We start from the raw sequence: 24814 nt of genomic DNA on the forward strand, positions 1-24814 counted from the left end.
TTACTCCCCCTCTTGCCATGTCAATAGTTCCCGTGCCAAGGACAGTTGCTGCTCCCGGGAGTTAATCTCGCCATCCAGCAGAGCCCGCTTCAGTGCCTGCAGCACCCTGCCGATTACCGGTCCTGGTTTGAACCCAAGGTTTAGCAAGTCATGGCCGTTGATATCCAGCTCCACATCAGCCAGTTCTTCTAAGTAAAACACAACCCGGGAACGCAAGCGCTGTTGGTCGTGAAAAATCGCCATAAGCGCCAGCAATCCGACCACCGGCCAGCCCTGCAACAACTGATAAATCGTACTGTCCCTCAAATCTCTGACGCTGAGTTGACTACCGATGGTATCCGCCTGTTCCAAGACTAATAACACATCCTTGAGCTCAGCGGCCGTAAGTCCCATGCGTTCGCTGTGTTCTTTCCGCTTCTGGGTATCGACCTGCCGAAGCAAAAGCAGTGGATAAATCAGCCATGCTGGGTGAACTGGGTCGCCCAGTTGCTCATTCCAGTCAAGTACCTGTCCGGCAGCAAGAACTTGTTCAGATAAAGATTCCGACAACTCCAAATCGGGAAATATACCCTTGATAATCCCTAACTCATGAGCAGTCTCCAGCAAGGCAGGAACATTGGGTTCTTGAAATAACAGGCGCAATTCATGTCCGATACGGGCGGCAGGCGCCCGGGTCAGTATGCGGTCACGTATCGCGTTCTCCAATAACACGCCGGTTTGAGCTTCAATCGAAAAGCCATAGCGCCCGGCAAAACGCACAGCCCGCAAAATCCGGGTTGGATCCTCGACAAAACTGAGATTGTAAAGCACCCGAATCAACCCGGCCTCCAAATCCTCATAGCCGCCAAAGAAGTCCAAGAACTTTCCAAAGCTGCTGCTGTTAAGGCAAATCGCCATCGTGTTGATGGTAAAATCTCGACGGTACAAGTCATGTTTAATTGATGTCTGTTCAACTTCCGGCTGAGCGGCAGGGAATTGGTAAAATTCCATGCGAGCAGTAGCAAAATCAATTTGAAAGCCGTCGGGCAGTGTCAGGCACGCGGTGCCAAACTCCTCATGGACATGGAGTTTGCCCCCTAAAAGCGGCGGTAGCAGACTGGCGAATTTGATTGCGTTATCCTCAACAACAAGGTCCAAATCGTAATTGGGCAGACCGAGGATTAAATCCCGGACAAAGCCGCCGATGGCATATACTTTAAATCCCTCTTTATCTGCCTTTTGGCCCAGGAGTAACAACAGCCCCTGTAGCCGTTTGGGCAGGCGATTATTAATTAGCTGGGTAACATTATTTACCTTGTCGGCAATCCGGAAATCGACCTCGCTGTAGAGAGCGCGATGCCAGCGGGGCGCAGATTCGCCGTGAATCTGGCGCAAAATATCCGTGCGGGTAATGATACCCACCAGCTGATTTTTTTCCAGCACCGGCAGGCGCCCAATATCATTGTGGATTATCAAATGGGTTACAGATTCCAAAGGCGTATCCGGTTTGACGGTAACCACATTGCGCGACATATAGCCCTTGACCGGAGCATGGCCAAGGCCGTGACGCATCGCTTTATCGACATCCCGGCGTGAGATGACCCCGACCAATTGTTTAAAATCGTTGATCACCGGCATGCCTGTATGTCCGTATCGCAGAAGCAGCCGGTTGGCATCAGCAATCGGTTTATTTTCATCGATGGTTTTTACAGGCGCCGACATCACATCGCTGGCAATTTTACCGATTTCAAGTTTTTCCCGGAGAATAGAGAGTACGCGCTCCCGGATATCGCCCGGAGACTGTCCCTGAATCGTAAGCGCCACCGCACCGGGATGCCCGGCTACATTCATCGGCGCCAATAGCTCCAGCAAATTCAGACCGGGATTCAGGCTCCGGCCAACTAAATGCACCCGGTCCTCCATTTGGACAATGCTAATCGCCAAGTCACAAGCTTCCAGTTCGCTGAGGCGCTGGGTGAGCCGTCCCAAACCACCGACATATTCGGGGACATTGGCCACGGTGACCAAAACACTGCGATTATTAATCGCTTCAATGCTGCTGGCTGCAAGCATTTCTTCAAATAACTCTCGTTCTCCCTCGCTAAGGGGCCTGTTGACATACTTATCAACTTCATTGAGGTTAGCGCCCTGGGCCAGCAACCAGGCAGCGGCCTGCAGATCTCTTACAGTGGTGGTGTCCAGGATCAGACAGTTGGTATCCTCGTAGATTCCCAACATAAACAATGTGGCATCCAGCTGGCTGAGGGCAACCCCCTGCTCCCGCAACTTCTCCACCAGAATCGTCGTTGCGGCTCCCAATGGTTCTCGAACGCCGGTTTGACCGGGGCTGAGCGGGCCGGGATGGTGATCATATACGACAATTTTCTCTGCCCGTTCACAGAGTCCAGCCGCAGCGCCAAGGCGAACACAGTCAGCGGTGTCCACCATATATAAAACCGAACAAGCATCCAGATTTAATTGCGAAGGACGATAAAACTGATATGAGTCACGATGCAGGGCCACAAATTCACGGACATTGGTGCGCATTGACCCAGGGAGGACCATCTTTGCGTCCCTATGTAAGCGCGTACAGGCAACCATGGCCGCCAGAGCGTCAAAATCAGTTCCTGCATGGGTGCTAACAATCTCCACGGCCCCTCACCTCCCAAATGCGGTCTACCGGATATTATACCATAATCAGGGCAACAAAAAAGGTAGAATAATAGAATATAGGCGGAGCTGCTGGAATTAGCTCCGCCCCCAGACATCAACCGGTGCGGGCACTGGTCTCACTGGACCATTTGCCGCATTTGTCACCCCAACGCGCCACCACTTCCTGATCGCATGTCAATTCAACAACCTCGCAGTTATTTGGGCAGTCAGCGCACTCAAAACTGCGACTGGCATACTCCAGCTCGCTGATGCCAAATCCGAGAAACCGGCTGGGCTTATCCGCCACATGGGCCCGGGCCAGCAAGGCGCTGCCTACAGCGCCCATTACACCATGATGCTGGGGTACCATCACTTCCACACCAAGTGCATCTTCAAATGCTTTTTTTATCCCCTTGTTAGCAGCGACGCCGCCCTGAAACACAACCGGTGCCTTAAGGATTTTACCCTTGCCCAGATTGTTCAGGTAATTTCTCACCAGCGCTGCGCAGAGCCCGGCGACAATATCGGCAATATCGTTTCCCATCTGTTGTTTATGAATCATATCCGATTCTGCAAACACAGAACAGCGGCCGGCTATACGTACCGGATTTTGAGACTGCTCGGCCAAGTCGCCAAATTCTTCAATTGGTATCCCCAACCGTGCAGCTTGCTGGTCAAGAAATGAACCGGTGCCGGCGGCACAGACAGAGTTCATCGCGAAATCCGTTACAACGCCATGCTGCAAGATAATTAACTTTGAGTCCTGACCACCGATTTCCAATACGGTATTGACCCCGGGGCAGATATGTCCAGCTGCCACCGCGTGGGCTGTAATCTCGTTTTTAACAAGGTCGGCGCCCAGCATCACTGCCGCCAGCGAGCGACCGCTGCCAGTGCTTCCAACCCCGGCAATCTTCGCTTCACCAAACTCCGTCGCCACTTCTTTTAGGGCGGCTTTAATAGTGCGAATCGGCGCCCCCTGTGTGCGCTTATACAGTGTGTAGACCACTTCTCCAGTTTGGTCAACCAGCGCAACATTGGTGCTGACAGACCCGACATCAAATCCCATGTAGAGCTTGCTCATCAGTCAACTCCCCTTGTCCGTTCTTGCGTTGCATTACATCAACAAAAGCTTCAAGGCGTGTATTAAAGCCCGCCTCGGCGGAGTGCTCATCCAATGAAAAACAAATCAGGGGCATATTTTTTTCGGCGGCGTAGGTTCGCATTATTCCCCTGGCGACAATTTCCGGAGTGCATGTAAAGGGATAGACATGAACAACTCCGTCCAGGCCGTCCCGTACTGCCTGAATAGTTTCTCCTACAGAATGTTGACCGTGGCCACCGACAAAACAGTTTAAATATGGACGTGCCGCCTGCTCTGCGCTCTCTTTGCGCCTTAGACGCAAAAAGTCCAGCAAAATATTTACCTTCAACCAGCTTGAAATATAAACATGGCGAATTACTTCAACGCCCAGATTCCCCAATTTCTCTTCAATTGCCAAATTTGCTGCCGGTTCGGCCAGCAGATATACTTCCCCCACCAGGGCCACTTTCAAGGGCTCTACCCTGGTCTGGGGCAAAGCTTTTATGTTTTCCTGGAAGCGGTTCGCCACAGTTTTTAATGTTCGGTGGCTGTCGGCAGCATCGATTGCCGTCAGGGCGCGATTGTAGAGATTTGCCAGAACCGCTTTGTTCTCTACCCGGGGCCGGATTTTCAAGCTCAATTGATGCAAATCATCACAGGCCCGAAGTTTTGCCAGGGCAAAGCTGGCTGCCTGGGCCAGTTGCATCCAACTATTTTTTTGTTTTAAACGGCCAGCGGCAGCCACCACCTGTCGGAAATGTCCCAAAGGTGGTTCTATCACAATCATTTCAAATTCATAACCCAGGGAGCGGAGGATGTCTTGTTGGACCTGGGCGTAATAACCAAACCGACAGGGGCCAATCCCGCCCCCCATAATCAATGTATCGGCGCCTGCCTCCAAGGCCTCGATAAAGTTGCCTAGACCTAGTTTCAATGGGTAGCATGCAAATTCCGGCCCATGCAATGTTCCCAGGCTTATCGTCTTCTGGCTGATGGGCGGAGGCACAATCACTGTGTGCCCCAACTCAGCAAATAATGTCCGCAATGGAATTGAGCAATAACCGAGATGGGGAAAGGTAATCTTCAATTGGCATCCCTCCAGTGCAGCATGTCAGTAAATGCCTCAAGCCGGGTAATCAAGCCGGTGCCTGACGAGTGTTCATCGAGAACAATTGACATCAAAGGGATGCCGGCCTGGGAAAATCGCCGTTCGATAATCTCAGTAATCAGTGAATCTGGTCCGCATCCAAATGAAGCGACAATAATCACCCCATCCACTGCACGGCGCCGGAGGCAATAGAAAGCGGCGCCGACAATATCCCGGCCATAGCTCCAGAATAGGTCTTTGGACAGATCCCGGGCGCCTTCTTCAATGGCTGCCCGGGAGAAATTTTCCACTGTCAGCGTCTCAACTCCCATGGTTTGCAGGTTCTTCAAAAGGTCGTAATTTATATAACCATCAAAAATATTATAGGCATGGCCCAGCACTGCCACCCGCTTGCTTGTGCCTTGGGGCTGGGCAAAGGCCGCTGCCAACTGCTGTTGATGGGCAAGCTGTTCCGACTCCGCAGCCCGAAAACTGCGCCACAAGGCCAGCGGGTGCCTGAGCCATGGCCCGGCTGACTTCAAGCCCTCCCGAAACATACGCAGCTTGCCCCAGCTGAGATTGACGGTGGGACTTAACACCTGAATATCTTTACCAAGGCTGGAACGCACCATGTCTGGCAATCCGAGGAATTTAGGGCAGATGTAACGGCTCCTTTCCAAACTAATCATTCGTGGCATAAATAATCCATCCACATTTTGTTCAGCGAGGGTCATAACATGGCCCATGAGCACCTTCACCGGCAGACAGACTTCATCTTCGCACAGGGTCAGACCCTGTTCCAGTTTTTGTTTGTTAGTTTCCGAACTGATAACAATTTCTGCCTTGGTCGCTTCCAGCAATCTGCTCAGCGCCGGATAAAAATTGTAATACAGTAACGCCCGGGGAATGCCGATGCGCATAAAAGCTCACCTCCGATTGTCAATCCTATCCTGATCTTGGGGTTTGATCACGCTCGGTCGGGATTTGCTGACCGGGACCGGCTTTCTGAGAATAATTGCCTTCAATGCTTGACCGTTAAAGGGGAGCAGCGGCCAGAGGTAGGGAACGCCAAAAGATTTTGTGGCGGCCGTCCAGATGAACAATAACACTATGCCGGCAACTACTCCGGCGACTTGAAACACAGCCGCCAGACCCAATAACAAAAGCCGGAAAATCCTGATGGTGTTGCCCAATTCCATGCTGGGAGTAGCAAAGGTGCCGATCGCTGCGGCGGCCAGGTACAAAATAACCTCCGGCACCAACAGGCCGACACTGATGGCTATATCGCCAATCAAAAACGCAGCGATAATCCCCAAGGCAGTAGCTAACGGCGATGGTGTGTGTATCGTTGCCATGCGAATCATATCCAGCCCTATTTCAGCGATGAAAAACTGCAAGTAAAGCGGTATCGGCCCCACATCTTCGGCTCCGATGAACGCTAGGGGCGCCGGCAGCAGTTCCGATTGGTAGGCAAAGGCCAGCCAAAGCGGTGTCGCTATCAAGGACAAGAGGATGGCAAAGGAACGAACCCAACGAATATATGTCCCATAAAGCGGTATCTGCCGGTATTCTTCGGCATGCTGCAGGTGATGAAACGCCGTTGTCGGCGCAATCATAACACTGGGTGATGCGTCGACTACAATTACCGCATGGCCTTCCAACACGTGCACCGCCGCGACATCAGGACGCTCAGTATACCGGACCCGGGGGAAGGGACTGTAGCCGGTACGGGAGATAAATTCCTCCAAGGATTTCTCGGCCATTGGCAGACCGTCAACATCGATTTTTTCAATTCGCTCCCGAATTGTATCCACCAAATCCGGATTGGCCACATCCTGTAAATAGACCAGCGCCACATCAGTGGCAGAACGACGTCCCACCTCCAAATGTTCCACCCGCAAGCGGGGATCACGAATGCGTCGCCGAATCAAGGCGGTGTTGAAAACCATCGTTTCGACAAACCCGTCCCGGGACCCGCGGGTTACCCGCTCAACATCCGGTTCTTCCGGCGAACGGGCAGGGTACTCACGGGCGTCGATTTCGATCGCCCGGTCTTCGCCGTCGATAAATAAGACAAGCGCTCCCGAGAGAATTTTGGTGATTGCCTCATCGATAGCCTCCAATTCATCCACTTCGATATAAGGGATATGGCTGTTAATCAGCTTGTCAATCGGTTTTACGGCAACTTGTTCCCTGAGCACCCGGAACAGGTTGTTCATAATGAACAAGGACATATCGTCTTTCGCAAACCCGTCAACAAAAAACAGGGCAGCTTTTTTCCCGCCAATCAAAAACTCTCGGACAATAACGTCAAAGCTGACCCCGATGCCCAGTTCCGATTTTAGGTGCGATACATTGGTTTCCAAATCCTTCGCAATCGGACGTTTATCCCCCATGGCTCAACCACCCTAAACAAAGTATGAAACTATGTTGAACAGCGCTGAAAATAGCGCATACTTCACAACTGTGACACGAAGCGGGTTTTCCAGCTCGCTCCAGGGGAGAAGCTGGGCAAACAAATTTTTATCCCCAAAGGGACGGGAAGTCTGAAAACGCACAAAGCTGTAACAGGCGACAGGACCGGCAAAAATCAGCAGTATCGCCTTGACCAGCTGCCCATCAAGTTCCAACTGATTAAACATTCCCCCCATGGTATAAGCAATAACCGGGGCTTGCCCAAACACCAAAAGCAACAATGTCGCTCCTTTGGCAATTGCCATCGCCAACAGCGACCAGCGCCAATTTGCCGGCCCCAGCAGAAACACGGTCAGGAGAATGCCCAGAACGTCCAGTCTGACCATATTCAGCCCTTGGGATTAAAGACCAAGGCAAACAGAAATGCGAAAATTATCGAAGCGGTTATGCCGGAACTGGTCAGCTCAAATATTCCAGTTAAAACTCCTATCGGTCCCGTACGGGCCGCTTCCGCCATCGCACCTTTAACAAGCGAGTTGCCAAAGCTTGAGATGGGGATCGTCGCCCCTGCGCCAGCAAACTCAATCAACGGTTGGTAGAGACCCAAGCCGCCAAGTATCGCCCCGACGACAACGAATAGGACGAGCACATGCGCCGGTGTCAGCTTAGTGAGGTCAAACAATAGCTGACCAATCATACAAATAGCGCCGCCGACCAAAAACGCTGTCAGATATGTGCCCATTTAATTTCCTCCTCCAGCAAAGTTTATCGAAACCGCATGCGCCACTGTTGGAATGTTTTCTTGCTGTTGATAAGTTGTCGGACTATGCAGGGCGCCAGTGGCCACCACCAAAATCCGCTTGTAATTCTGATTAAACAACAATCCCAGCGTGACCAGCGCCGAACATGCGCAACCACTACCGCCTGCATTCATCTGCTGTTCTTTGCTATAAATGAGTTCGCCGCAATCCCGGTAATTCTGGCTTAAATCCACCCCTTGACGCTGGGCAATCTCCAATACCATCTCCCGGCCTACCTTCCCCAGATCGCCGGTGACAATCAAGTCGTAATCACCGGGCTGACGACCGGTTTCCTCCAGATGCTTAAAAATGGTATCGGCGGCCGCCGGCGCCATTGCTCCGCCCATGTTGAACGGATCCTTAACGCCTAGGTCTTGGACCTTGCCGATGGTAGCCATCTCCAAGGTGTTGCCGGCGCCGGTGGCGGAGACAACACAGGCGGCAGCGCCGGTAACTGTATGCTGAGACCAGGGTGGCAGTTGGGCGCCGTACTCCGTCGGGTAGCGATACTGCCGTTCAGCACTGCAGTTATGACTGGAAGTTGCAGTAACCACATTCTGGGCGCCACCTGAATCCACGAACAGGCCCCCCAAAAGCAAACCCTGGGCAAAGCTCGAACAGGCGCCGTAAATACCCATAAACGGCGCGCCCAGGCGCAGGGCGCTGAAATTAGCAGTGATGATCTGGTTCAATAGATCCCCGGCTATAAATAAATCTATCTGCTCATTGGTCAGGGCCGCTTTTTCCACCGCCAGTTCCACTGCGGTACCCATCAGCTTTCGCTCTGCCTTCTCAAAACTTTTCTCCCCCAAAATCATGTCGGGGAAAACCTTGTCAAAGTACGAACCAACCGGTCCCTGCCCCTCCTTCGGCCCGGCTACTGTGCCATATCCAGTGATTGTCGGCTTGCCAGTAAACATCAACGTTTGTTTGCCTAGTTTGGATACCATTAAACCGTCTCCCTAAATTAACGCTGAAATCAAGCCGATGATAAACGCAGCAACAACACCGAAGACAATCACCGAACCTGCCAGGATAAACATCTTACTGCCGACACCCAGGACATACCCCTCCCGTTTAAACTCCAGGGCCGCGCTGACCATGGAGTTGGCAAAGCCGGTGACCGGCACCGCAGTCCCTGCGCCTGCAAAGCGAGCTATCCTGTCAAACACGCCAAGCGCGGTCAATAGGCCGCCGAGAAAAATCATCGTTGTAATTGTCGGGTCGCCCGCCCGGTCCGGGGAAAAGTTAAAGTAATTAATATAAATATTCTGTATGAACTGTCCCAAAACACAGATCCCCCCGCCAACGACAAAGGATAGCGCTAAATTTCGGGGCAAATTCGGTTTCGGCATCTTCTGATTCAATACATTCTGATAGGAGTTTTGGTCAGATAATAACTTGTTCATCGGCTCACCTCAAAAAATAGTTTTCACCCGCGCAAACAAAATATTCACCCCCCCACAAAGGGGGGGAATGATTAATTCTTGACCTCAAAAGCAGCCTTAACATTAGCCTTATAACTGAGAATCCGGCCATTTTCCACTTTGGCAGTCAGGTTTACCAACTCAACTCCGCTAATCCCGTCAATCGTGGCTGATGCCTTGTGCACTGCATCATCCACAGCATCCTGCCAACTACTGCCAGACTCCCCCACCAGCTCAATAACCTTAAACACTGTCAATAGCGATTCCCTCCTTTTTTTGGTCAGGTTTAGTATTTCCCCAACCAAAAATAAAAAACACCCTGGAATCATCCCCAGGATGCTTTGATTTTAGATAAAACCTGGCGTTCAATACGGGAAACATGTCCTTGCGATATACCTAGTTTTTGGGCAACCTGTGCCTGGGATAATTCGGAGAAATAACGCAGAGTGATAACCTGCCGTTCCCGCGTCTCCAACCTGCTAATTGCGTCCTTGAGGGCAATCCGGAAGTCATCCATGGAAACTGTGGCTGTAACCGCATCCAAAGAGGCAGGAGATTCGACAGCGGTTTCGGCGGCTGCCACCTCCTCAGTGCTCAAACGCAGTTCCCGTGCAACTTCGGCAACGGTGGGTTCACGTCCCAAATCTTGCTCCAATTGTCGGCGGCACTTTTTCACCTGTCCGGAAATTCGCAGCAAATCCCGGCTAACCTTAACCGGATTATTCGCCCGCAAATACATTTTGATTTCGCCAATGATTTTCGGCACCGCATATGTTGAAAACATTAAATTCCGGTCTAAATCAAAATCGTCGATTGCCTTCAAAAGCCCGATTGCGCCAACCTGAAACAGGTCTTCCTGTAACTCAGCACCGGCAAATCTAGGCAGTATGTTTTTCACCAACAATAAGTTATGGCGCAGCACCTGCTCCCGCGCGACTGAATCGCCTGCCTGGGCCCGGGACAAGAGCTGGCGCAGCTCGTTCTGCTCCAAGTGCGGCAGCAGCTCGCCATCAAGTTTTCTCATGTCCTCCTGACCCCTTAAGAGAAAACTTCTTGGTCATGGTCACAGCCGTCCCTTTACCAGGGGCGGAATCAACTTCCACCCGATCCATGAAGTTTTCAATAATCGTAAAGCCCATTCCGGAACGCTCCAAATCGGGACGCGTGGTGAATAACGGCTCCCGGGCCTGCTCCAAGTCGGCAATCCCAACTCCTTCGTCCTTAACCATCACCGTCAGCGAACCGTCATTACCCAGACTGCCGGTCAGCGTTATCTCGCCCTGACCTTCATTGTAGCCGTGGATAATGGCGTTGGTAACCGCTTCCGAAACCGCGGTCTTTACATCGGTCAGTTCTTCCAGGGTAGGATCAAGTTGGGCCGCAAAAGAGGCGACAACGACTCTAGCAAAAGACTCATTGCTTGAGTTGGCCGGAAAATTCAAGGTAAAGTAATTTTTAACGCTCATAATCTCACCCCCCCAGGGAATCCAAACAAGTATCCAAATCGGGATGAACTGGTATCAATTTGGGCAAGCCAGACAATTTATAGACCTTTTCCACTGCTGGCTGCAGACCAAAAGCTACCATGCGCCCCTGCCAACGGGCCAATTGTTTATAACGCCCCAGCACCACACCCAAACCGGAACTGTCCATAAAACTTAAATGACGCAAATCCAAAACTATATCACGGGCAATTCCCTTTGCCAACTCGGTTTCCATGGCCGACTTCAGTTCAGCGGCTGTATGGTGATCAAGTTCACCGGCCGGAGCAACTACCAAAACCGAATTATAGTACTTGGTTTTCACTTTCATGACAATCACCCCTCCCCAGGTTTGATTCGCCAGAAAGCCGGAAATTCCTGCAACCAATGCGCAATCAGCGAATAGTTTCCAACAGGCTGCGCATGATTTTGCCAATCATCTGAAACCAGTTTGCTTTCGCCACCGCTTCCGCGGCAATCAAATCTACTGTTTCGACAACTTCATCGTTTAAGAGGACCTCTACTGTGCCCACCACTTCACCTTGTGACACCGGAGCTTGAACATGACCCGGCAGATTCAACTTAACTTCCGGCTCACCGTCAGCAGTCTTGTCAATCAGCATGGTGACATCATTCGCCGTTATCAGGTCCAGCACTTCTTGACGTCCTTTGTCCACCGGAACAGTGCCAAGGACTTCACCCCGTTGATGCAGCACTTCCGAACGCCAATGGCCAAAGCCGTAATTCAGCAGGTTAATTGCGTCCTGGGTGCGCAATGTGTAAGTGGGGGCATCCATGACCACAGCAATCATGCGCGTACTGTCACGGAGTGCGGTCGCTGCCAAACAATATCCTGCTTCTTCTGTCCAACCGGTCTTTAATCCATCGCCACCTGGATAGGTCCGCAGAAAGCTGAGATTCTTATTTGCAATATATACCCTGCCCATGAACTGGGTGTCCCAGGGAATTGTTGTCCACTGGGTAATCTGTGGATGCTTAAGCAGCTCGCGGGCCATGAGCGCCACGTCATAGGCGGTGGTCATGCTCCCCTCGCCGCCGTTCTCCGGCAAACCGGTGGGGTTGACAAAATGGGTGTTTTCCATTCCCAACTCCCGGGCCCGCCGATTCATCATCTCCACGAAGCCTTCCACAGATCCCCCCAGATGTTCAGCCACAACCACCGCTGCATCATTTGCCGACTCAACAGCCATGCCGATCATAGCTTCTTCAACTGTGATTTCATCATCAGTTTCCAAAAAAATCTGGGTACCGCCCATGCCTTTGGCCCGGGAACTGGTGATCATCACTTCATCTAGCGAAATCTCTTGCCGCTCCAATGCCTCCATTACCAAAAGCATGGTCATAATTTTAGTGATGCTGGCAGGTGCGAGCTGAAGGTGCGGATCCTTTTCAAACAGTACCTGTCCGGTAGCGGCGTCCAGCAATACAGCGCTGCTCGATGCCAGCTCTCCTTCATAATCCGGAACTTCCGCCTGAACAGGCAGAGCGTTAAAGAGCAAAAACGCAGTTAACGTTGCTACAATCAGTCTTCGCATGCATATTCCTCCTATATTGTGCTGTTCTAATGTTTCCCAGCATAAGGAATAAACATTCAAATTCCGGCGGTCTTCCTGAAAAACATAAAAAAGGTCCGAAAACGGACCTTAAAATCGTTTTTCGCCGTCTATGCTTACCTCACCGCAAATCAACGGCAGTGGCGTTATTCGTTCAGGACCAATGGTGTAACAGTCCTGCACTTGGGTTTGGGCTTCAGCGAGAGTACGTTCATCACGACCATGAAGCACCGCCAAGACCTGCCCTAGTTCGACCTGTTGTCCCGGCTTAGCCAAGACTTCAATACCAACAGCTAAGTCAATTGGTTCGTCCTTGCGGACACGGCCAGCCCCCAAACCAAGGGCTGCGGCGCCAATCCCCCTGGTGTCAAGCTCACTGACCCAGCCCTTTTGCCTGGCTCTGACCTCCCGCTTCAACGGCGCCCGGGGAAGGTTCTGCGGGTTGTCTATCAATCCCGCGTCGCCACCCTGAACGCTAATCAGCTCCCGGAATTTTGCCAGCGCTGCGCCTGATGCCAACAATTCCTGAAGCCAAAATCTCGCTTCAGCCGCCTCGGTCCCGGCGCCGGCCGCCACCAGCATCCTGCTTCCAAGTTCCAGGCAAAGTTCCTTCAGATCTTCTGGACCAGCCCCGGAGAGGACTGCGATTGCCTCTTTTACTTCCAGGGCGTTACCCACTGCCTGACCCAGGGGCCGATCCATAGCAGTAATCAGGGCAATTGTTCGCCGTCCCAGCTTTTCACCGATTTCAACCATCATGCCCGCCAGCGCAAATGCATCGTCAAGGGATTGCATAAAGGCGCCATTGCCCACTTTCACGTCCAAAACCAACGCATCGGCGCCGGCGGCAAGTTTCTTACTCATAACAGAACTGGCGATCAGGGGCAGACTGTCAACCGTTGCAGTTACATCCCGTAAGCCATAGAGCTTTCCATCCGCCGGCGCCAGTCTGGCGGATTGACCGACAACGGCCAGCTTGTATCTATTGACATTATCGATAAATTGCTTTGGTTCCAACTCCACCTGAAATCCGGGAAATGATTCCAGTTTATCCAGGGTGCCGCCGGTATGGCCGAGACCGCGCCCGGACATTTTGGCAAACGGCACACCCGCCGCCGCCACCAACGGGGCGAGCACCAAAGTGGTTGTATCACCAACGCCGCCAGTGCTGTGCTTATCTACCTTAATCCCGTCAATTGCCGAGAGATCTACCGTATCCCCCGAAGCCACCATCGCCTGGGTCAGCCAGGCCACCTCCCGGGCAGACATTCCCCGAAACCAAACAGCCATTGCCCAGGCAGCCATTTGATAGTCAGCAACGGCGCCAGAAACATACCCAGAAATGAGAAATTGAATCTCCTGTTCTGTCAATTCGCCGCCCATTCGTTTTTTCAGTATCAAGTCATAGGCGCGCATCAGGATTCAGCTCGCTTTAGCCAGCCCCTCACCAGATTGATAAACTTCGGCCTGGTTTGGTTGGCGATTTTCACAACCTGCTGGTGGGTCAGGGGCTCCAACTGATCAGGGAGCGCCATGTCTGTGATACAGGAAATCCCCAACACCCGCATCCCCAGATAGTTGGCGACAATTACTTCCGGAATTGTCGACATGCCCACGGTATCCGACCCCAAAGCGATTAGCATTTTAAGTTCTGCCGGCGTACTGTAGGAGGGACCACTGATTGCCAGGTAGACACCTTCCTGCAGCGATATTCCCTGGTCAGCAGCCACAGAGCGGGCCAGCTCCCGGTACTCCGGGTCATAGGCCTGAGACATATCCGGGAACCGTGGACCAAGTTCCTCATAATTCGGCCCAATTAACGGATTGGGTAAAATATTTATATGATCGGAGATTAGCATCAAGTCGCCGGCAGAAAATTTGGGATTCAGCCCTCCGCAGGCATTGGTAACCACCAGCGCTTTGCACCCCAGGGCATTAAGCACATATACTGGGAAGGTTACATCCTGCATACTGTACCCCTCGTAGTAGTGGAAACGACCCTGCATTGCTGCCACGGACTTTCCAGCCAGTTTTCCCAAGACCAACCGCCCCGCATGTCCAGGAACCGTTGAAGCTGGGAAATGAGGGATTTCACTGTACTCAATGATCACCGGTTGCTCAATCTCTTCGGCCAACGTACCCAAACCGGACCCCAGGATCAGAGCAAAATCCGGGCGAAAATCGATTTGTGCGCGAATAAACTCAGCTGAATCGTGAATTCGTTCCAATAGATTCATAGCTACCACTCCTCAGATTTAATCAGTTCCATAACCAAATTCTGAAACTGGTCCCGCACCCGCACGGTAACCTCAATTACTTCATCATGGGCCAGCTTTTCTGCCCCCAGGCCTGCGGCCATGTTGGTTATACAAGAAATGCCCAGCACCTGCATGCCGCAATGCACCGCAGCGATTACCTCAGGAACCGTCGACATTCCCACCGCGTCTGCGCCCAAGCGAGCAAAGGTTTTTATTTCCGCAGGCGTTTCGTAACTAGGCCCCGAGACTGCCAGGTACACTCCTTGTTGCAAGGGTATTCCCAGCCGGGAAGCAACATCATTTGCCTGGCTACGCATTTTTTGGTCATAGGCGTGGGATAAGTCAGGGAAACGCGGACCTAAACTATCATCGTTTAGTCCCAGAAGGGGATTGCCTCCGGTATAATTTATGTGATCGCGAATCAGCATCAAATCGCCTACAGAAAAACCGGGATTCAGTCCCCCGGCAGCATTGGTAACAATCAGCTTTGAAGCGCCCAGAGCATGCATTGTCCTGACCGCAAAGGCAATTTGCTGTTGGGAGTGTCCTTCATAATAGTGAAAACGCCCTTGCATAGCCACCACCGGTAACGATTCTATGTAGCCGAAGACCAAACGTCCGGCGTGACCGGCCACTGTCGAGGGCGCAAAACCCGGGATTTGCTCATAGGGCGCGTGAGCCGCGCCGGTCAGCTGGTCAGCGAGACCGCCAAGACCGGAGCCAAGGATTATGGCCAGGGCCGGGCGACCAAAACCCTGTTCCTGCAAATACTTCACAGTCGCTTGTACTTGCGTTGTCATTCTCTAACCTCCCTGAGAATTTGTCCAGCAAAGCTATTCCCATCCCCTTGATATTCTACGGCCAGCAAATCTGCGACTGTGGCGGCAACATCGGCAAAACTTGGCCTGGTTCCCAAATCGATGCCGGATTTCAGCGTGGCGCCATAGACCAAAAGTGGCACATATTCACGGGTATGATCAGAGCCGGGGAAAGTTGGGTCACAACCGTGGTCGGCAGTAATAATCAAAATATCGTCAGCTGTGAGCAAGGGAATAATTTCCCCAAGCCCCCGGTCAGCTTCGATAAGCGCCCGGGCATAGCCCTGAACATCATTGCGGTGGCCAAAGGCAGAATCAAAATCCACCAGATTGGCAAATATAAAGTCCCCGTCGCCGCGGGCGACCAACTTTTCGATGGTCTCCAGGCCATGGGCGTTGTCCCGGGTTTTAAAGTTCTCCGTTATCCCCTGACCGGCAAAAATATCTTTGATTTTACCAACGCCCAGAACTTCACGACCCGAGGCGACTAATTGCTCGAGAACAGTGGGGCGGGGCGGTCTCAAAGAAAAGTCTCTTCGGTTGGCAGTACGGCTAAAACTACCCGGCTGTCCTACAAACGGCCGGGCGATGATGCGTGCGACATTATACTCTCCGGTACATAATTCCCGGGCGACGGCACACATCCCATACAAATCGGCAAGGGGGATCACATCTTCATGGGCGGCAATTTGAAACACACTATCGGCTGAGGTATAAACTATTGGATAACCGGTTTCGAAATGCTTCTCTCCCAGTTCATTTATTATCTCGGTCCCTGAGGCAGCAAAATTGCCAAGAACTTTCCGCCCAATCCGACGTGTAAACTCCGCGATCAACGGTTCAGGGAACCCGTGGGGATATGTATGAAAAGGTGTATCAATGATTACACCGGCCATTTCCCAGTGGCCGGTTATTGTATCCTTGCCGGGGGCAGCTTCTGCCATGCGACCGAAATTGGCCTGTGGCCGTTCCACCGGGGGAACGCCGGAAATTTCCGTGATATTCCCCAGGCCCAATTTAGCGAGATGTGGCAGCTCCAAATCCACCTGTTCTGCAATATTCCCCAGTGTATTGCTGCCCTCATCGCCATACAGATGCGCATCAGGCAAAGCGCCAATGCCGACACTATCTAAAACCACCAGAAATATCCGCACTTTGTTATCCTCCTTAGCGTGCCCGGGGATGAAACCGGCGATAGACTTCCCGCAAGTGATTGCCTGTAACTTGCGTGTAAATCTGGGTAGTGGAAATATCCGCATGTCCCAGCATTTCCTGGACAGAACGCAGATCGGCGCCATTCTCCAATAGATGGGTGGCAAAAGAATGTCGCAACGTATGTGGTGTTATCTCCCCGCGGATGCCGGCCGCAGTTACATACTTTTTCAGCAGCTTCCAGAACCCCTGCCGGGTTAGGCGACGCCCGTGGATGTTAACAAAGACTGCCTCCTCCTGGGCAGAACGCACCATATGTCCCCGTCCTGAAGTCAGCCATTTATCCAGGCACTCCACCGCCGTCTGCCCCAGGGGCACAATCCGCTCCCGGGACCCTTTGCCTGTGCAACGGAGAAACCCCATTTTCAGGTTCAAGTCATCTACATTCAAATCCACAAGCTCAGATACCCTGATACCGGTGGCATACAACAATTCCAACATCGCTTTATCCCGAAGGCCAGCTGCAGAAGTAGTGCAGGGTTGTTCCAGCAATTTGCCAACCTGTTCGATTGTCAACACCTCGGGTAAACGTTTGGGAATCCGAGGCGAATCCAGCTCCCGGGAGGGGTTGGTTTCCACCAAATTCTCAGCGGTCAAAAAGCCATAGAATGAACGGATGGCGGCAAGATTACGGGATATAGTGGCGGCAGCCCGTCCCTGTTTATGTAAATCGTCCATATAGGCAATTATCTGGCGCCTGTCCACATCAGCGATGCGTTTCAAGCCCCGTTGACGGAGATAACGCACGAACTTGCCCAAATCCCGCCGGTAGCTGTCCAGGGTATTAGTTGCCAGCCCCCTTTCAACCTTTAAATGCGATAAATAATTTTCCACCAGTTGTTCCATGGCCAGACTCCTTTGCTGCGCTGATTTATATATAACAACTTACCATAATTCCTACGGTCAGGTCAAAGAGAATCAAAGTCCAAAATGGACAAAATCCAGTAAATCCAGCAACATTTGACCCAAGCGACTGATTTTCGCTCCCGACTGCACAGTTATCGCCGGTGACAGTTGCCCGCCGAGACTAAGTACCAGTCCCAGCGCCGCAAAAACAAGAATCAAACTCAAGCCCAGTCCTTCAGGAATCCGCAGCCAAATTACCCGTTTCATCACATCCCTCCCTATGATAAATCTATGCAAAAACGCCGGAAAAAAGCAAAAACAATACGATTTCCGGCCATACTAAGTGCGGAGGTGTTAGCTATGCAACGGGTTTCTGTGTTGATTATTGGTGAAGACACCGATGATCCCGACAACGACTGGCACAAAGTGGCGCATTTTGCCAAGGAACAATTGGAGAACCAGTACCCCAACAAGGTTGATTTTGCGTACATGCCGATGGAGACAGCGCTAAACAACATGAAGGCAACGCCTGCAATTAATTCAACCGCCAAGGTGCCGGTGGTGATGATTGACGGCGAAGTTTTCAGCCAGGGACGCAAAATATCTATCCCGGATATCAGTCGGGAAGTTGGCGCACGCTTGCACTGAGAATAATTAAAAGGCGACGCATCAGGCGTCGCCTTTTAATTTTGCTTGGTTTAGAGTAAATCTTTAAGCGGCACGTATTTGTGGCCCAGATCATTGGCCACAGCTTCGTAGACCACCTGACCGGCGTAGGTGTTGACACCCAGTGCCAAAGCAGGGTCATCTTTGATTGCCTGGGCATAGCCCTTGTTAGCGATATCGAGAGCATACTTAAGTGTTACATTGGTCAGGGCGATGGTGGAAGTCCGGGGAACAGCGCCGGGCATGTTGGCAACTGAATAGTGAACAACGCCGTGACGAACATAAGTCGGCTCTGCGTGGGTGGTAACCCGGTCGATGGTTTCAATCGAGCCGCCTTGATCGATAGCCACATCAACAATCACAGCGCCTTCTCTCATTTGCTTAACCATGTCTTCAGTGACCAACCGCGGGGCACGGGCGCCGGGGATAAGGACTGCGCCAATCAGCAAATCGGCCTTGCGACAGCATTCTTCGATATTGTAGGGGTTAGACATCAGTGTGGTAATATTGCCTTCAAAAATATCGTCCAGATAGCGCATTCTGGCGGGGCTGACATCGAGGATGGTCACGCGGGCGCCTAAACCATAAGCCATTTTGGCTGCGTTTGTACCAACAACGCCACCGCCGATAACCACGACTTCAGCCGGAGGAGTTCCCGGCACGCCGCCCAGAAGAACGCCGCGACCGCCATGGGTTTTTTCCAGGAAGTGAATACCCACCTGGGTGGCCATCCGACCGGCAACCTCGCTCATGGGAGTCAACAGAGGAAGTTCACCATTTTCGAACTGAACGGTTTCGTACGCAATGGCAACAACTTTCTTTTCCATCAAAACCTTGGTGAGTTCGGGATCCACACCTGACAGATGCAGGTATGTATAGAGAATCTGTCCTTCTTTAAACAGTGGGTACTCGCTGGGAAGCGGTTCCTTAACTTTCATGATCATGTCTGCTTTGGCGAAAACATCCTGGGGAGTGGGGAGAATTTCAGCGCCGGAATTGATGTACTCCTGATCAGAAAATCCGCTGCCTTCCCCGGCCTTAGTTTCAATAAACACCTGATGTCCTGCACCCGTAAGGGCATTTGCTCCCGCTGGGGTGAGCGCAATCCTGTTTTCATTGGGCTTAATTTCCTTTGGGACTCCAATAATCATTAAAACGCCTCCTCCAAGATTAATATCACCCTATACAAATGCAAAAAATATGCCATAAATATCATCCAACCTTGTCCACAAGTGGTCCTGCATAAAATTGCATTTTTGCAATGTTTTGCATGCACAATTATGCAATGACCCAGGGTAACAGGCGTTCCAACAGCCACGGGACAATCGCTGCCTCCAGCATTGCCAAAATAAACATGCCGACAAATGCTGTGAACTGAACAAAAATATACCCCAGTATTGGGGGCGGAGTGCGGTCTCCTCCGCCAAACACTTTTGTAATCATTAACCAGCTGAATGCAACCGAATGTGCGCCAGAAAAGATAGTCACCGGAATCAACAAGGCGGCGAAGGGAAACAAGGTTGCCAGACAAAATACCAAGCCCCGCCAGGCCAGTCTCTGCACCAAATAGCCGACGGTGAATCCCAATACAACTCCCCTGATAAATACCAAACCCCAGACAAAGGGCAATCCCACAACCGCTAAGCCGCATATTGTCGTGTAGAACACGAACATGCCGTTGGTATTCAGGGAGTTGGTGGCTATTTTTGCCTTGGATATGCTACCGCCCTCATCACTGATTTGAAGATAATAGTTCAGCCCCTCTTCAAGTTCCTGCTGTTGATAGAAATCCAGGTGATTGACCATAGTTGCGCCAAAAACCATGCCGATAACAAGCGCAATAACCATGGCCAGGGCAGCATTCCGCAAGTACCTTTCGTAACCCTTGGGAGCCTTGAGCAATTGGGAAATTCCCACATCCTCCCCTCCCCTTACAAGCTACTTAAATGCTATGCGCCTGTCTCAGCGTTTAGACCTGTTCAATTCTACCGCTGCCTTTGCCGCGGCCCCCAGAGAATCAAAAAAAGCTGGATCCTGCTCGTAACCCCGCCCCATTGTCCTAAACAGCTTCGGATATCTGGCGGCAAGTACGCGCATCTGACGCTGTCGCCAGATAAACCGATACCGCTGGGGAAGTTTGCGGATTGCAGACGCCAGTACCCGCCGCTGGGGCTGGCGGAGCAGTGGCAAGGGTATAACCGCCGAACCGGAATACGCCTTGCGGAGTACGGTCAGGCTGTGGTGACTAATCCCATGGTGTCGACTGCGGGAATCGGCAAAACTTATCCGGGGCACAAAAATCGCCTGTCCCCCCAGGGCCTGGACCGCTTGCAAACTAAATCCCTGTTCCAAGCCGGAAAACCCATAGACTGTGCCTGTGCCGGCAATCCCCGGGCCAATGGAGACAATGATATAATCAGCGTTTAACACCAGCTTAGCCGCCTGCAAACCGGTAAAGATATTGATTGCCTCTAAATCTCCGCCATAACAGTGGCCGCAGGAAATTGTCCCCTGTACCAAGTGCTGCTTACGCAACCAAGCTAAATTTGTGCTAAACGCCACAGGCAAGGCCCCTCCATCCATCGACACAAAAACAATTCTTGCCCCGGGATCTTCTTGCCTGATTGCCAGCACCAAAGGGGGAAGCATACTGTGCAACTCCGCCACCAAAACCGGGGTCTGTTCCAATCCATCGGAGCACTGAAATTTATCGTGCCAGGGGCTGTTCTGCTCTTCAACGCAGTCTACCTGTACCTGGAGCGGAGTGTAGCGCAGTTTAACCTGATGGCCCCAACCGTAAGTGCGCTTCCCGGTAAAGGGGAGCACAAAATGAACACCGCCGCTGCCAAGTCCGATATCGACCGCGGTGGTATTGACAACCACTTCGTCCCCCGGGCTGGCTTTGGCTCCAAGCATGAGATAATTTACAGCCCGGCATTCCTGTTCACCAACACGCAGGGATAATAACTGCAGGCCCGGCCGTTCTTCAATGATGCTAATAACCTTGGCCGGCCGCAGGTTAAGTGCGGGCATCCGACCACTCCCCAATTATCGTCCGTAACCAACGGGCCAGTTTATTCATTTCTGCTAAAGCCACCCGCTCCCTGGGACTATGCCCGTCAGTATAGCCAGTGCCGAGGTTGACGGTGGTAACCCCCAATTGGTTGAGAATATTTGCATCGCTGCCGGCATTCCTAGAGCTGATTACCGCCCCAAAACCGGCCGCATTAGCTGTTTTACGCAACAACCCAATCAAATTGTCTTCAGGCGCAATCGTATATCCGTCGTAGCTTTGCTGAGAATGAAATTGAAACGTTCCGCCTGAGTCACCTGTCGTTGCCTGGGCCAGCGCCTCAAGTTCACCGGCTAGATCCTGACGCCGTCGAGGAGAGAAGCTGCGAATCTCCCCGGTGAGCTCGACTAAATCACAAATCGTATTGGTCGTAGAACCGCCGCGAATAATTCCAATATTAAGCGATGTCTCCTTGTCAGGCATGTGGGGCGGCAGCTGCGTAATAAACCGTGCTGCCATGCGAATGGCATCGATACCCTCCTGGGGGGCGGCAGCCGCGTGGGCAGTTTTGCCAATCATCTTGATTTGGATCTGCATTTCCCCGGATGCCCGGTTGATAACTGTTCCCACAGGTTCACCGGCGTCTAAGACCAGGCCGGCTCGGGCTTTCAAGTCGCCGGGTTTTAGCTGTTTTGCCCCCTCCATCCCCAACTCCTCCCCGACGGTTAACAATACCTCCACCGGCGCCGATTCAGGGATCTCAGGGAGCACTGCCAGCAGCGCAGCCAGCCCGGCTTTGTCATCGGCGCCTAAAATACTGTCACCGCGGCTGTAAAAAACTCCGTCTTCAAAGCCCAAATTCAGGTCCGTGGTCGGCTCCACCGTATCCAGATGGCAGCAAAGCAACAGCGGTTCGCCCGCTCCCCTTCGAGCCACTAGATTTCCCGAAACCTCCCTGGGGCTGAAGCCAATCTCAGTCAGCTTTGCCCGCACAGCTGTCCTTATTTCCTCTTCCTGCCCGGATGGACTGTTGATTGCTGTCAATTCTCTAAATAAACGCGTAATCTTTTCTTCCACTTTTATCACCCTTGATACTGTATCCAATCAGGCAAAAAAAAATAAGCCGCTCAAAAGGCGGCTTATTCCTATTGGCTCTTTTGACTGGCGTACTCGGCGCCCCGTTCCAGGGCCTGCTCATTAACAGTCAACAGGTCATGGCGATGGGAGGGTAGAACCTTGCGCAGTGCCTCGAGAATACCTTCTTTGCTGACCAAGGAGGCCTTGCTCAACAGAGTGCCCATGATGACCATATTCGCTACGCGGCTGTTCCCCAGCTCACCGGCCACCTCATTGGCGGGAACCGGGATCACTGTAATATCGTCCCGGGAAACCGACCGTTCAATCAGCGAACTATTGTAAATCAATATACCGCCAGATTTGAGCATCGGCTCAAATTTGTCCATTGACGGTAGGTTCATGGCGATAACGATATCCGGCTCAGTTACCACCGGTGAACCGATTTGCTCATCGGAAATTACAACTGCACAGTTGGCGGTGCCGCCACGCATCTCGGGACCGTATGACGGAATCCATGACACTTCTTTGCCTTCAATCATACCGGCGTAGGTAAGCATCTGTCCCATGGACATTACACCCTGACCGCCAAAACCGGCGAGAATCAGTTCAGCCATTTATTTTCCCTCCTCAGGTGTACGGTATTCGCCCAGAGGATAATACTCCAGCATGTTCTGCTGCAGCCATTCCAGGGAATCCAGCGGCGTTTTGCCCCAGTTGGTGGGACAAGTGGATAAGACTTCAACTATTGAAAAGCCCAGACCCTTGATTTGAATTTCCAGGGCCTTTTTAATCGCTTTTTTCGCCTTGAGAATGTGGGGCACATCATGAACCGATACCCGGGCCACATATACTGCACCCTGAAGGGTGGCCAGCATTTCCGAAACCTGGATTGGGTAACCGACATGGGAAGAATCACGGCCATAGGGAGAAGTGGTGGTGGTTTGACCAACCAAAGTAGTTGGCGCCATCTGGCCGCCGGTCATTCCATAAATTGCGTTGTTTACAAAAATGGTGCTGATTTTTTCGCCCCGGGCGGCAGCGTGGACGATTTCGGCACAGCCGATGGAGGCCAAGTCGCCATCGCCCTGATAGGTAAAGACTACATTGTCCGGGTTGGTGCGCTTAATTCCGGTGGCAACTGCCGGCGCCCGACCGTGGGCTGCCTGCTGCATATCACAGTTAAAGTATTCGTAGGCCAGGACGGCGCAGCCGACCGGCGCCACACCGATTGTCTTTTCGCGCACATTCAGCTCATCGATTGCCTCAGCCAATAAACGGTGTATAATCCCGTGGGTACAACCGGGGCAATAATGCATTTGTTTCTCCGTCATTGCCTGAGGACGGTCAAAGACCTTTTTCATTACCGGTCACCTCCCAGGACTGCTTTTGCTTTTTCAATGATTTCTGTGGGAGAGGGGATCATTCCGCCGGTCCGGCCGAAGAATTCCACAGGACGGGCGCCGTTTACAGTCAAGCGCACATCTTCAACCATCTGGCCGGCGCTCATTTCTACAGCAAGAAAAGCCTTGACGCTGTCAGGCAGCTGGGCAAAAGCTTTCTCAGGGAACGGCCAAAGACTAATCGGTCGCAGCAAACCGGCCTTAATGCCATGCTCCCGCAATTGATTTACTGCGCTTTTTACGATCCGGGAGGTGGTGCCGTAGGCAACAAGGACCAGCTCGGCGTCATCACAATTATACAGTTCAAAGCGCTGCTCGTTTTCTTTAATTTGCTTATATTTTTCTTGCAGGCGCCAGTTATGCTCTTCCAGCTTCTCCGGCTGCATTGCCAGTGAATTGATGATGTTCGGTCCCCGACCGGCTGCGCCGGTTGTCGCCCAGTCCTTGGGCTTGAGCTCACGACTCTTGGGCTTGTTGAATTCAACCGGTTCCATCATTTGGCCAAGCACGCCATCGCCCAAGATTAGGACAGGGGCGCGATAATAGTCGGCAATATCGAAGGCCTCCATGGTCATATCGACCATTTCCTGAACACTGGCAGGACCAAAGACGATAAGGCGGTAATCACCATGGCCGCCGCCCTTAGTGGCCTGGAGATAATCTGACTGGGCGGGCTGAATGCCGCCGAGCCCGGGGCCACCGCGAATGATGTTGACAATTACACAGGGCAATTCAGCGCCGGCTATATAGGAAATTCCTTCTTGCTTGAGGCTGATGCCGGGGCTGGAAGAAGATGTCATAACCCGGGCGCCGGCGCCGGCAGCACCATACACCATGTTGATAGCCGAGACTTCACTTTCGGCCTGCAAAAACACGCCATCTACCTGGGGCATACGGCGGGACATGTACTGGGGCAGTTCGTTTTGCGGTGTGATTGGGTAACCAAAGAAATGTCTACAGCCGGCAGTAATTGCCGCTTCGCCAATCGCTTCGTTACCCTTCATCAGTTGTTTAGCCATGAATTA

At 52.2% G+C, this 24814-nt stretch carries 28 protein-coding genes; 1 reads left to right on the forward strand and 27 read right to left on the reverse strand.

All coding sequences use genetic code 11. The features are described 5' to 3' along the window. From FH749_05005 to FH749_05100, 20 genes are all read right to left on the reverse strand, one after another. Window positions 1–2631 (reverse strand): CBS domain-containing protein, encoded by a 2631-nt coding sequence (locus FH749_05005; protein MTI94833.1) that lies wholly within the window; start codon window positions 2629–2631, stop codon window positions 1–3. Window positions 2632–2746: 115 nt separating this feature from the next. Next, window positions 2747–3715 carry a 2-hydroxyglutaryl-CoA dehydratase gene (locus FH749_05010; GenBank protein ID MTI94834.1) on the reverse strand — a complete coding sequence of 323 codons (969 nt, stop codon included), beginning with the start codon at window positions 3713–3715 and terminating at the stop codon, window positions 2747–2749. Further along, the gene (locus tag FH749_05015) at window positions 3690–4802 is read right to left on the reverse strand and encodes a CoA protein activase (protein ID MTI94835.1); all 1113 of its coding nucleotides are present in this window, start codon (window positions 4800–4802) and stop codon (window positions 3690–3692) included. The genes FH749_05010 and FH749_05015 overlap by 26 nt, the downstream gene beginning before the upstream one ends. Next, entirely contained in the window at window positions 4799–5722 is a 924-nt protein-coding gene (locus tag FH749_05020; GenBank protein MTI94836.1) for a hypothetical protein, read from the reverse strand. The genes FH749_05015 and FH749_05020 overlap by 4 nt, the downstream gene beginning before the upstream one ends. 6 nt (window positions 5723–5728) lie before the next feature. After that, window positions 5729–7198, reverse strand: a complete 1470-nt coding sequence (locus FH749_05025; GenBank protein MTI94837.1) for a spore germination protein — start codon at window positions 7196–7198, stop codon at window positions 5729–5731. 12 nt (window positions 7199–7210) lie between these two features. Then, a complete protein-coding gene (locus FH749_05030) occupies window positions 7211–7603 on the reverse strand; it encodes a hypothetical protein (protein ID MTI94838.1) in 393 nt (130 codons plus the stop codon). 2 nt (window positions 7604–7605) lie between these two features. Continuing rightward, window positions 7606–7959: a stage V sporulation protein AE gene (gene spoVAE / locus FH749_05035; GenBank protein ID MTI94839.1), complete on the reverse strand. Its 354-nt coding sequence runs from the start codon at window positions 7957–7959 to the stop codon at window positions 7606–7608. After that, window positions 7960–8967, reverse strand: coding sequence for a stage V sporulation protein AD (spoVAD, locus tag FH749_05040; GenBank protein ID MTI94840.1), 1008 nt, complete (start codon window positions 8965–8967; stop codon window positions 7960–7962). 12 nt (window positions 8968–8979) lie between these two features. After that, the gene (gene spoVAC / locus FH749_05045; GenBank protein ID MTI94841.1) at window positions 8980–9426 is read right to left on the reverse strand and encodes a stage V sporulation protein AC; all 447 of its coding nucleotides are present in this window, start codon (window positions 9424–9426) and stop codon (window positions 8980–8982) included. Between the two features lie 71 nt (window positions 9427–9497). Next, a complete protein-coding gene (locus FH749_05050; protein ID MTI94842.1) occupies window positions 9498–9701 on the reverse strand; it encodes a dodecin domain-containing protein in 204 nt (67 codons plus the stop codon). Window positions 9702–9769: 68 nt separating this feature from the next. Beyond that, window positions 9770–10468, reverse strand: a complete 699-nt coding sequence (locus tag FH749_05055; GenBank protein ID MTI94843.1) for a sigma-70 family RNA polymerase sigma factor — start codon at window positions 10466–10468, stop codon at window positions 9770–9772. Then, window positions 10455–10910 (reverse strand): anti-sigma F factor, encoded by a 456-nt coding sequence (locus FH749_05060; GenBank protein ID MTI94844.1) that lies wholly within the window; start codon window positions 10908–10910, stop codon window positions 10455–10457. Before FH749_05060 ends, FH749_05055 begins: the two co-directional genes overlap by 14 nt. Before the next feature lie 4 nt (window positions 10911–10914). Then, window positions 10915–11256, reverse strand: a complete 342-nt coding sequence (locus FH749_05065) for an anti-sigma factor antagonist (protein MTI94845.1) — start codon at window positions 11254–11256, stop codon at window positions 10915–10917. A gap of 64 nt (window positions 11257–11320) precedes the next feature. Next, the gene (locus FH749_05070; GenBank protein MTI94846.1) at window positions 11321–12481 is read right to left on the reverse strand and encodes a D-alanyl-D-alanine carboxypeptidase; all 1161 of its coding nucleotides are present in this window, start codon (window positions 12479–12481) and stop codon (window positions 11321–11323) included. A 108-nt stretch (window positions 12482–12589) separates the two neighbouring features. Next, window positions 12590–13915 carry a pyrimidine-nucleoside phosphorylase gene (locus tag FH749_05075; protein MTI94847.1) on the reverse strand — a complete coding sequence of 442 codons (1326 nt, stop codon included), beginning with the start codon at window positions 13913–13915 and terminating at the stop codon, window positions 12590–12592. Then, on the reverse strand, window positions 13915–14736 hold the full coding sequence (locus FH749_05080) for a purine-nucleoside phosphorylase (GenBank protein MTI94848.1): 822 nt from the start codon (window positions 14734–14736) through the stop codon (window positions 13915–13917). The genes FH749_05075 and FH749_05080 overlap by 1 nt, the downstream gene beginning before the upstream one ends. A 2-nt stretch (window positions 14737–14738) precedes the next feature. Continuing rightward, a complete protein-coding gene (locus tag FH749_05085; GenBank protein MTI94849.1) occupies window positions 14739–15557 on the reverse strand; it encodes a purine-nucleoside phosphorylase in 819 nt (272 codons plus the stop codon). Then, complete coding sequence (locus FH749_05090; GenBank protein ID MTI94850.1) at window positions 15554–16834, reverse strand: phosphopentomutase; 1281 nt, start codon at window positions 16832–16834, stop codon at window positions 15554–15556. The genes FH749_05085 and FH749_05090 overlap by 4 nt, the downstream gene beginning before the upstream one ends. Next, complete coding sequence (gene xerD, locus FH749_05095) at window positions 16743–17633, reverse strand: site-specific tyrosine recombinase XerD (GenBank protein ID MTI94851.1); 891 nt, start codon at window positions 17631–17633, stop codon at window positions 16743–16745. Before xerD ends, FH749_05090 begins: the two co-directional genes overlap by 92 nt. A gap of 72 nt (window positions 17634–17705) precedes the next feature. Further along, window positions 17706–17900 (reverse strand): hypothetical protein, encoded by a 195-nt coding sequence (locus FH749_05100; GenBank protein MTI94852.1) that lies wholly within the window; start codon window positions 17898–17900, stop codon window positions 17706–17708. Window positions 17901–17993: 93 nt separating this feature from the next. On the opposite strand from FH749_05100, the gene FH749_05105 reads away from it, so the two are divergent. Beyond that, complete coding sequence (locus FH749_05105; protein ID MTI94853.1) at window positions 17994–18281, forward strand: hypothetical protein; 288 nt, start codon at window positions 17994–17996, stop codon at window positions 18279–18281. A 50-nt stretch (window positions 18282–18331) separates the two neighbouring features. On the opposite strand, the gene ald is transcribed toward FH749_05105, so the two are convergent. From ald to vorB, 7 genes are all read right to left on the reverse strand, one after another. Then, window positions 18332–19450, reverse strand: a complete 1119-nt coding sequence (gene ald / locus FH749_05110) for an alanine dehydrogenase (GenBank protein MTI94854.1) — start codon at window positions 19448–19450, stop codon at window positions 18332–18334. A 127-nt stretch (window positions 19451–19577) separates the two neighbouring features. Beyond that, window positions 19578–20216: a stage II sporulation protein M gene (spoIIM, locus tag FH749_05115; protein MTI94855.1), complete on the reverse strand. Its 639-nt coding sequence runs from the start codon at window positions 20214–20216 to the stop codon at window positions 19578–19580. 45 nt (window positions 20217–20261) lie between these two features. After that, window positions 20262–21332, reverse strand: coding sequence for a DUF3866 family protein (locus tag FH749_05120; protein ID MTI94856.1), 1071 nt, complete (start codon window positions 21330–21332; stop codon window positions 20262–20264). Then, a complete protein-coding gene (locus FH749_05125; protein MTI94857.1) occupies window positions 21319–22416 on the reverse strand; it encodes a M20/M25/M40 family metallo-hydrolase in 1098 nt (365 codons plus the stop codon). The genes FH749_05120 and FH749_05125 overlap by 14 nt, the downstream gene beginning before the upstream one ends. Window positions 22417–22457: 41 nt before the next feature. Beyond that, complete coding sequence (locus FH749_05130; GenBank protein ID MTI94858.1) at window positions 22458–23003, reverse strand: 2-oxoacid:ferredoxin oxidoreductase subunit gamma; 546 nt, start codon at window positions 23001–23003, stop codon at window positions 22458–22460. Continuing rightward, on the reverse strand, window positions 23004–23750 hold the full coding sequence (locus FH749_05135) for a 2-oxoglutarate oxidoreductase (protein ID MTI94859.1): 747 nt from the start codon (window positions 23748–23750) through the stop codon (window positions 23004–23006). Continuing rightward, window positions 23750–24808: a 3-methyl-2-oxobutanoate dehydrogenase subunit VorB gene (vorB, locus tag FH749_05140; GenBank protein MTI94860.1), complete on the reverse strand. Its 1059-nt coding sequence runs from the start codon at window positions 24806–24808 to the stop codon at window positions 23750–23752. Before vorB ends, FH749_05135 begins: the two co-directional genes overlap by 1 nt. Window positions 24809–24814: the final 6 nt, after the last annotated feature.

Source organism: Bacillota bacterium (assembly GCA_009711825.1).
Classification (GTDB): domain Bacteria; phylum Bacillota; class Proteinivoracia; order UBA4975; family VEMY01; genus VEMY01.

What these genes read in the sequence shown, in the direction of transcription:
- FH749_05135 (MTI94859.1), bottom strand. Translation starts at nt 23,750, where the DNA reads ATGAAAAAGGTCTTTGACCGTCCTCAGGCAATGACGGAGAAACAAATG.
- FH749_05075 (MTI94847.1), bottom strand. Translation starts at nt 13,915, where the DNA reads ATGCGCGCCTATGACTTGATACTGAAAAAACGAATGGGCGGCGAATTG.
- FH749_05010 (MTI94834.1), bottom strand. Translation starts at nt 3,715, where the DNA reads ATGAGCAAGCTCTACATGGGATTTGATGTCGGGTCTGTCAGCACCAAT.
- FH749_05065 (MTI94845.1), bottom strand. Translation starts at nt 11,256, where the DNA reads ATGAAAGTGAAAACCAAGTACTATAATTCGGTTTTGGTAGTTGCTCCG.
- FH749_05090 (MTI94850.1), bottom strand. Translation starts at nt 16,834, where the DNA reads ATGCGGATATTTCCACTACCCAGATTTACACGCAAGTTACAGGCAATC.
- FH749_05030 (MTI94838.1), bottom strand. Translation starts at nt 7,603, where the DNA reads ATGGTCAGACTGGACGTTCTGGGCATTCTCCTGACCGTGTTTCTGCTG.
- FH749_05070 (MTI94846.1), bottom strand. Translation starts at nt 12,481, where the DNA reads ATGCGAAGACTGATTGTAGCAACGTTAACTGCGTTTTTGCTCTTTAAC.
- xerD (MTI94851.1), bottom strand. Translation starts at nt 17,633, where the DNA reads ATGGAACAACTGGTGGAAAATTATTTATCGCATTTAAAGGTTGAAAGG.
- FH749_05055 (MTI94843.1), bottom strand. Translation starts at nt 10,468, where the DNA reads ATGAGAAAACTTGATGGCGAGCTGCTGCCGCACTTGGAGCAGAACGAG.
- spoVAD (MTI94840.1), bottom strand. Translation starts at nt 8,967, where the DNA reads ATGGTATCCAAACTAGGCAAACAAACGTTGATGTTTACTGGCAAGCCG.
- FH749_05020 (MTI94836.1), bottom strand. Translation starts at nt 5,722, where the DNA reads ATGCGCATCGGCATTCCCCGGGCGTTACTGTATTACAATTTTTATCCG.
- FH749_05120 (MTI94856.1), bottom strand. Translation starts at nt 21,332, where the DNA reads ATGCCCGCACTTAACCTGCGGCCGGCCAAGGTTATTAGCATCATTGAA.
- ald (MTI94854.1), bottom strand. Translation starts at nt 19,450, where the DNA reads ATGATTATTGGAGTCCCAAAGGAAATTAAGCCCAATGAAAACAGGATT.
- spoVAE (MTI94839.1), bottom strand. Translation starts at nt 7,959, where the DNA reads ATGGGCACATATCTGACAGCGTTTTTGGTCGGCGGCGCTATTTGTATG.
- FH749_05080 (MTI94848.1), bottom strand. Translation starts at nt 14,736, where the DNA reads ATGAATCTATTGGAACGAATTCACGATTCAGCTGAGTTTATTCGCGCA.
- vorB (MTI94860.1), bottom strand. Translation starts at nt 24,808, where the DNA reads ATGGCTAAACAACTGATGAAGGGTAACGAAGCGATTGGCGAAGCGGCA.
- spoVAC (MTI94841.1), bottom strand. Translation starts at nt 9,426, where the DNA reads ATGAACAAGTTATTATCTGACCAAAACTCCTATCAGAATGTATTGAAT.
- FH749_05105 (MTI94853.1), top strand. Translation starts at nt 17,994, where the DNA reads ATGCAACGGGTTTCTGTGTTGATTATTGGTGAAGACACCGATGATCCC.
- FH749_05100 (MTI94852.1), bottom strand. Translation starts at nt 17,900, where the DNA reads ATGAAACGGGTAATTTGGCTGCGGATTCCTGAAGGACTGGGCTTGAGT.
- FH749_05060 (MTI94844.1), bottom strand. Translation starts at nt 10,910, where the DNA reads ATGAGCGTTAAAAATTACTTTACCTTGAATTTTCCGGCCAACTCAAGC.
- FH749_05025 (MTI94837.1), bottom strand. Translation starts at nt 7,198, where the DNA reads ATGGGGGATAAACGTCCGATTGCGAAGGATTTGGAAACCAATGTATCG.
- FH749_05130 (MTI94858.1), bottom strand. Translation starts at nt 23,003, where the DNA reads ATGGCTGAACTGATTCTCGCCGGTTTTGGCGGTCAGGGTGTAATGTCC.
- FH749_05085 (MTI94849.1), bottom strand. Translation starts at nt 15,557, where the DNA reads ATGACAACGCAAGTACAAGCGACTGTGAAGTATTTGCAGGAACAGGGT.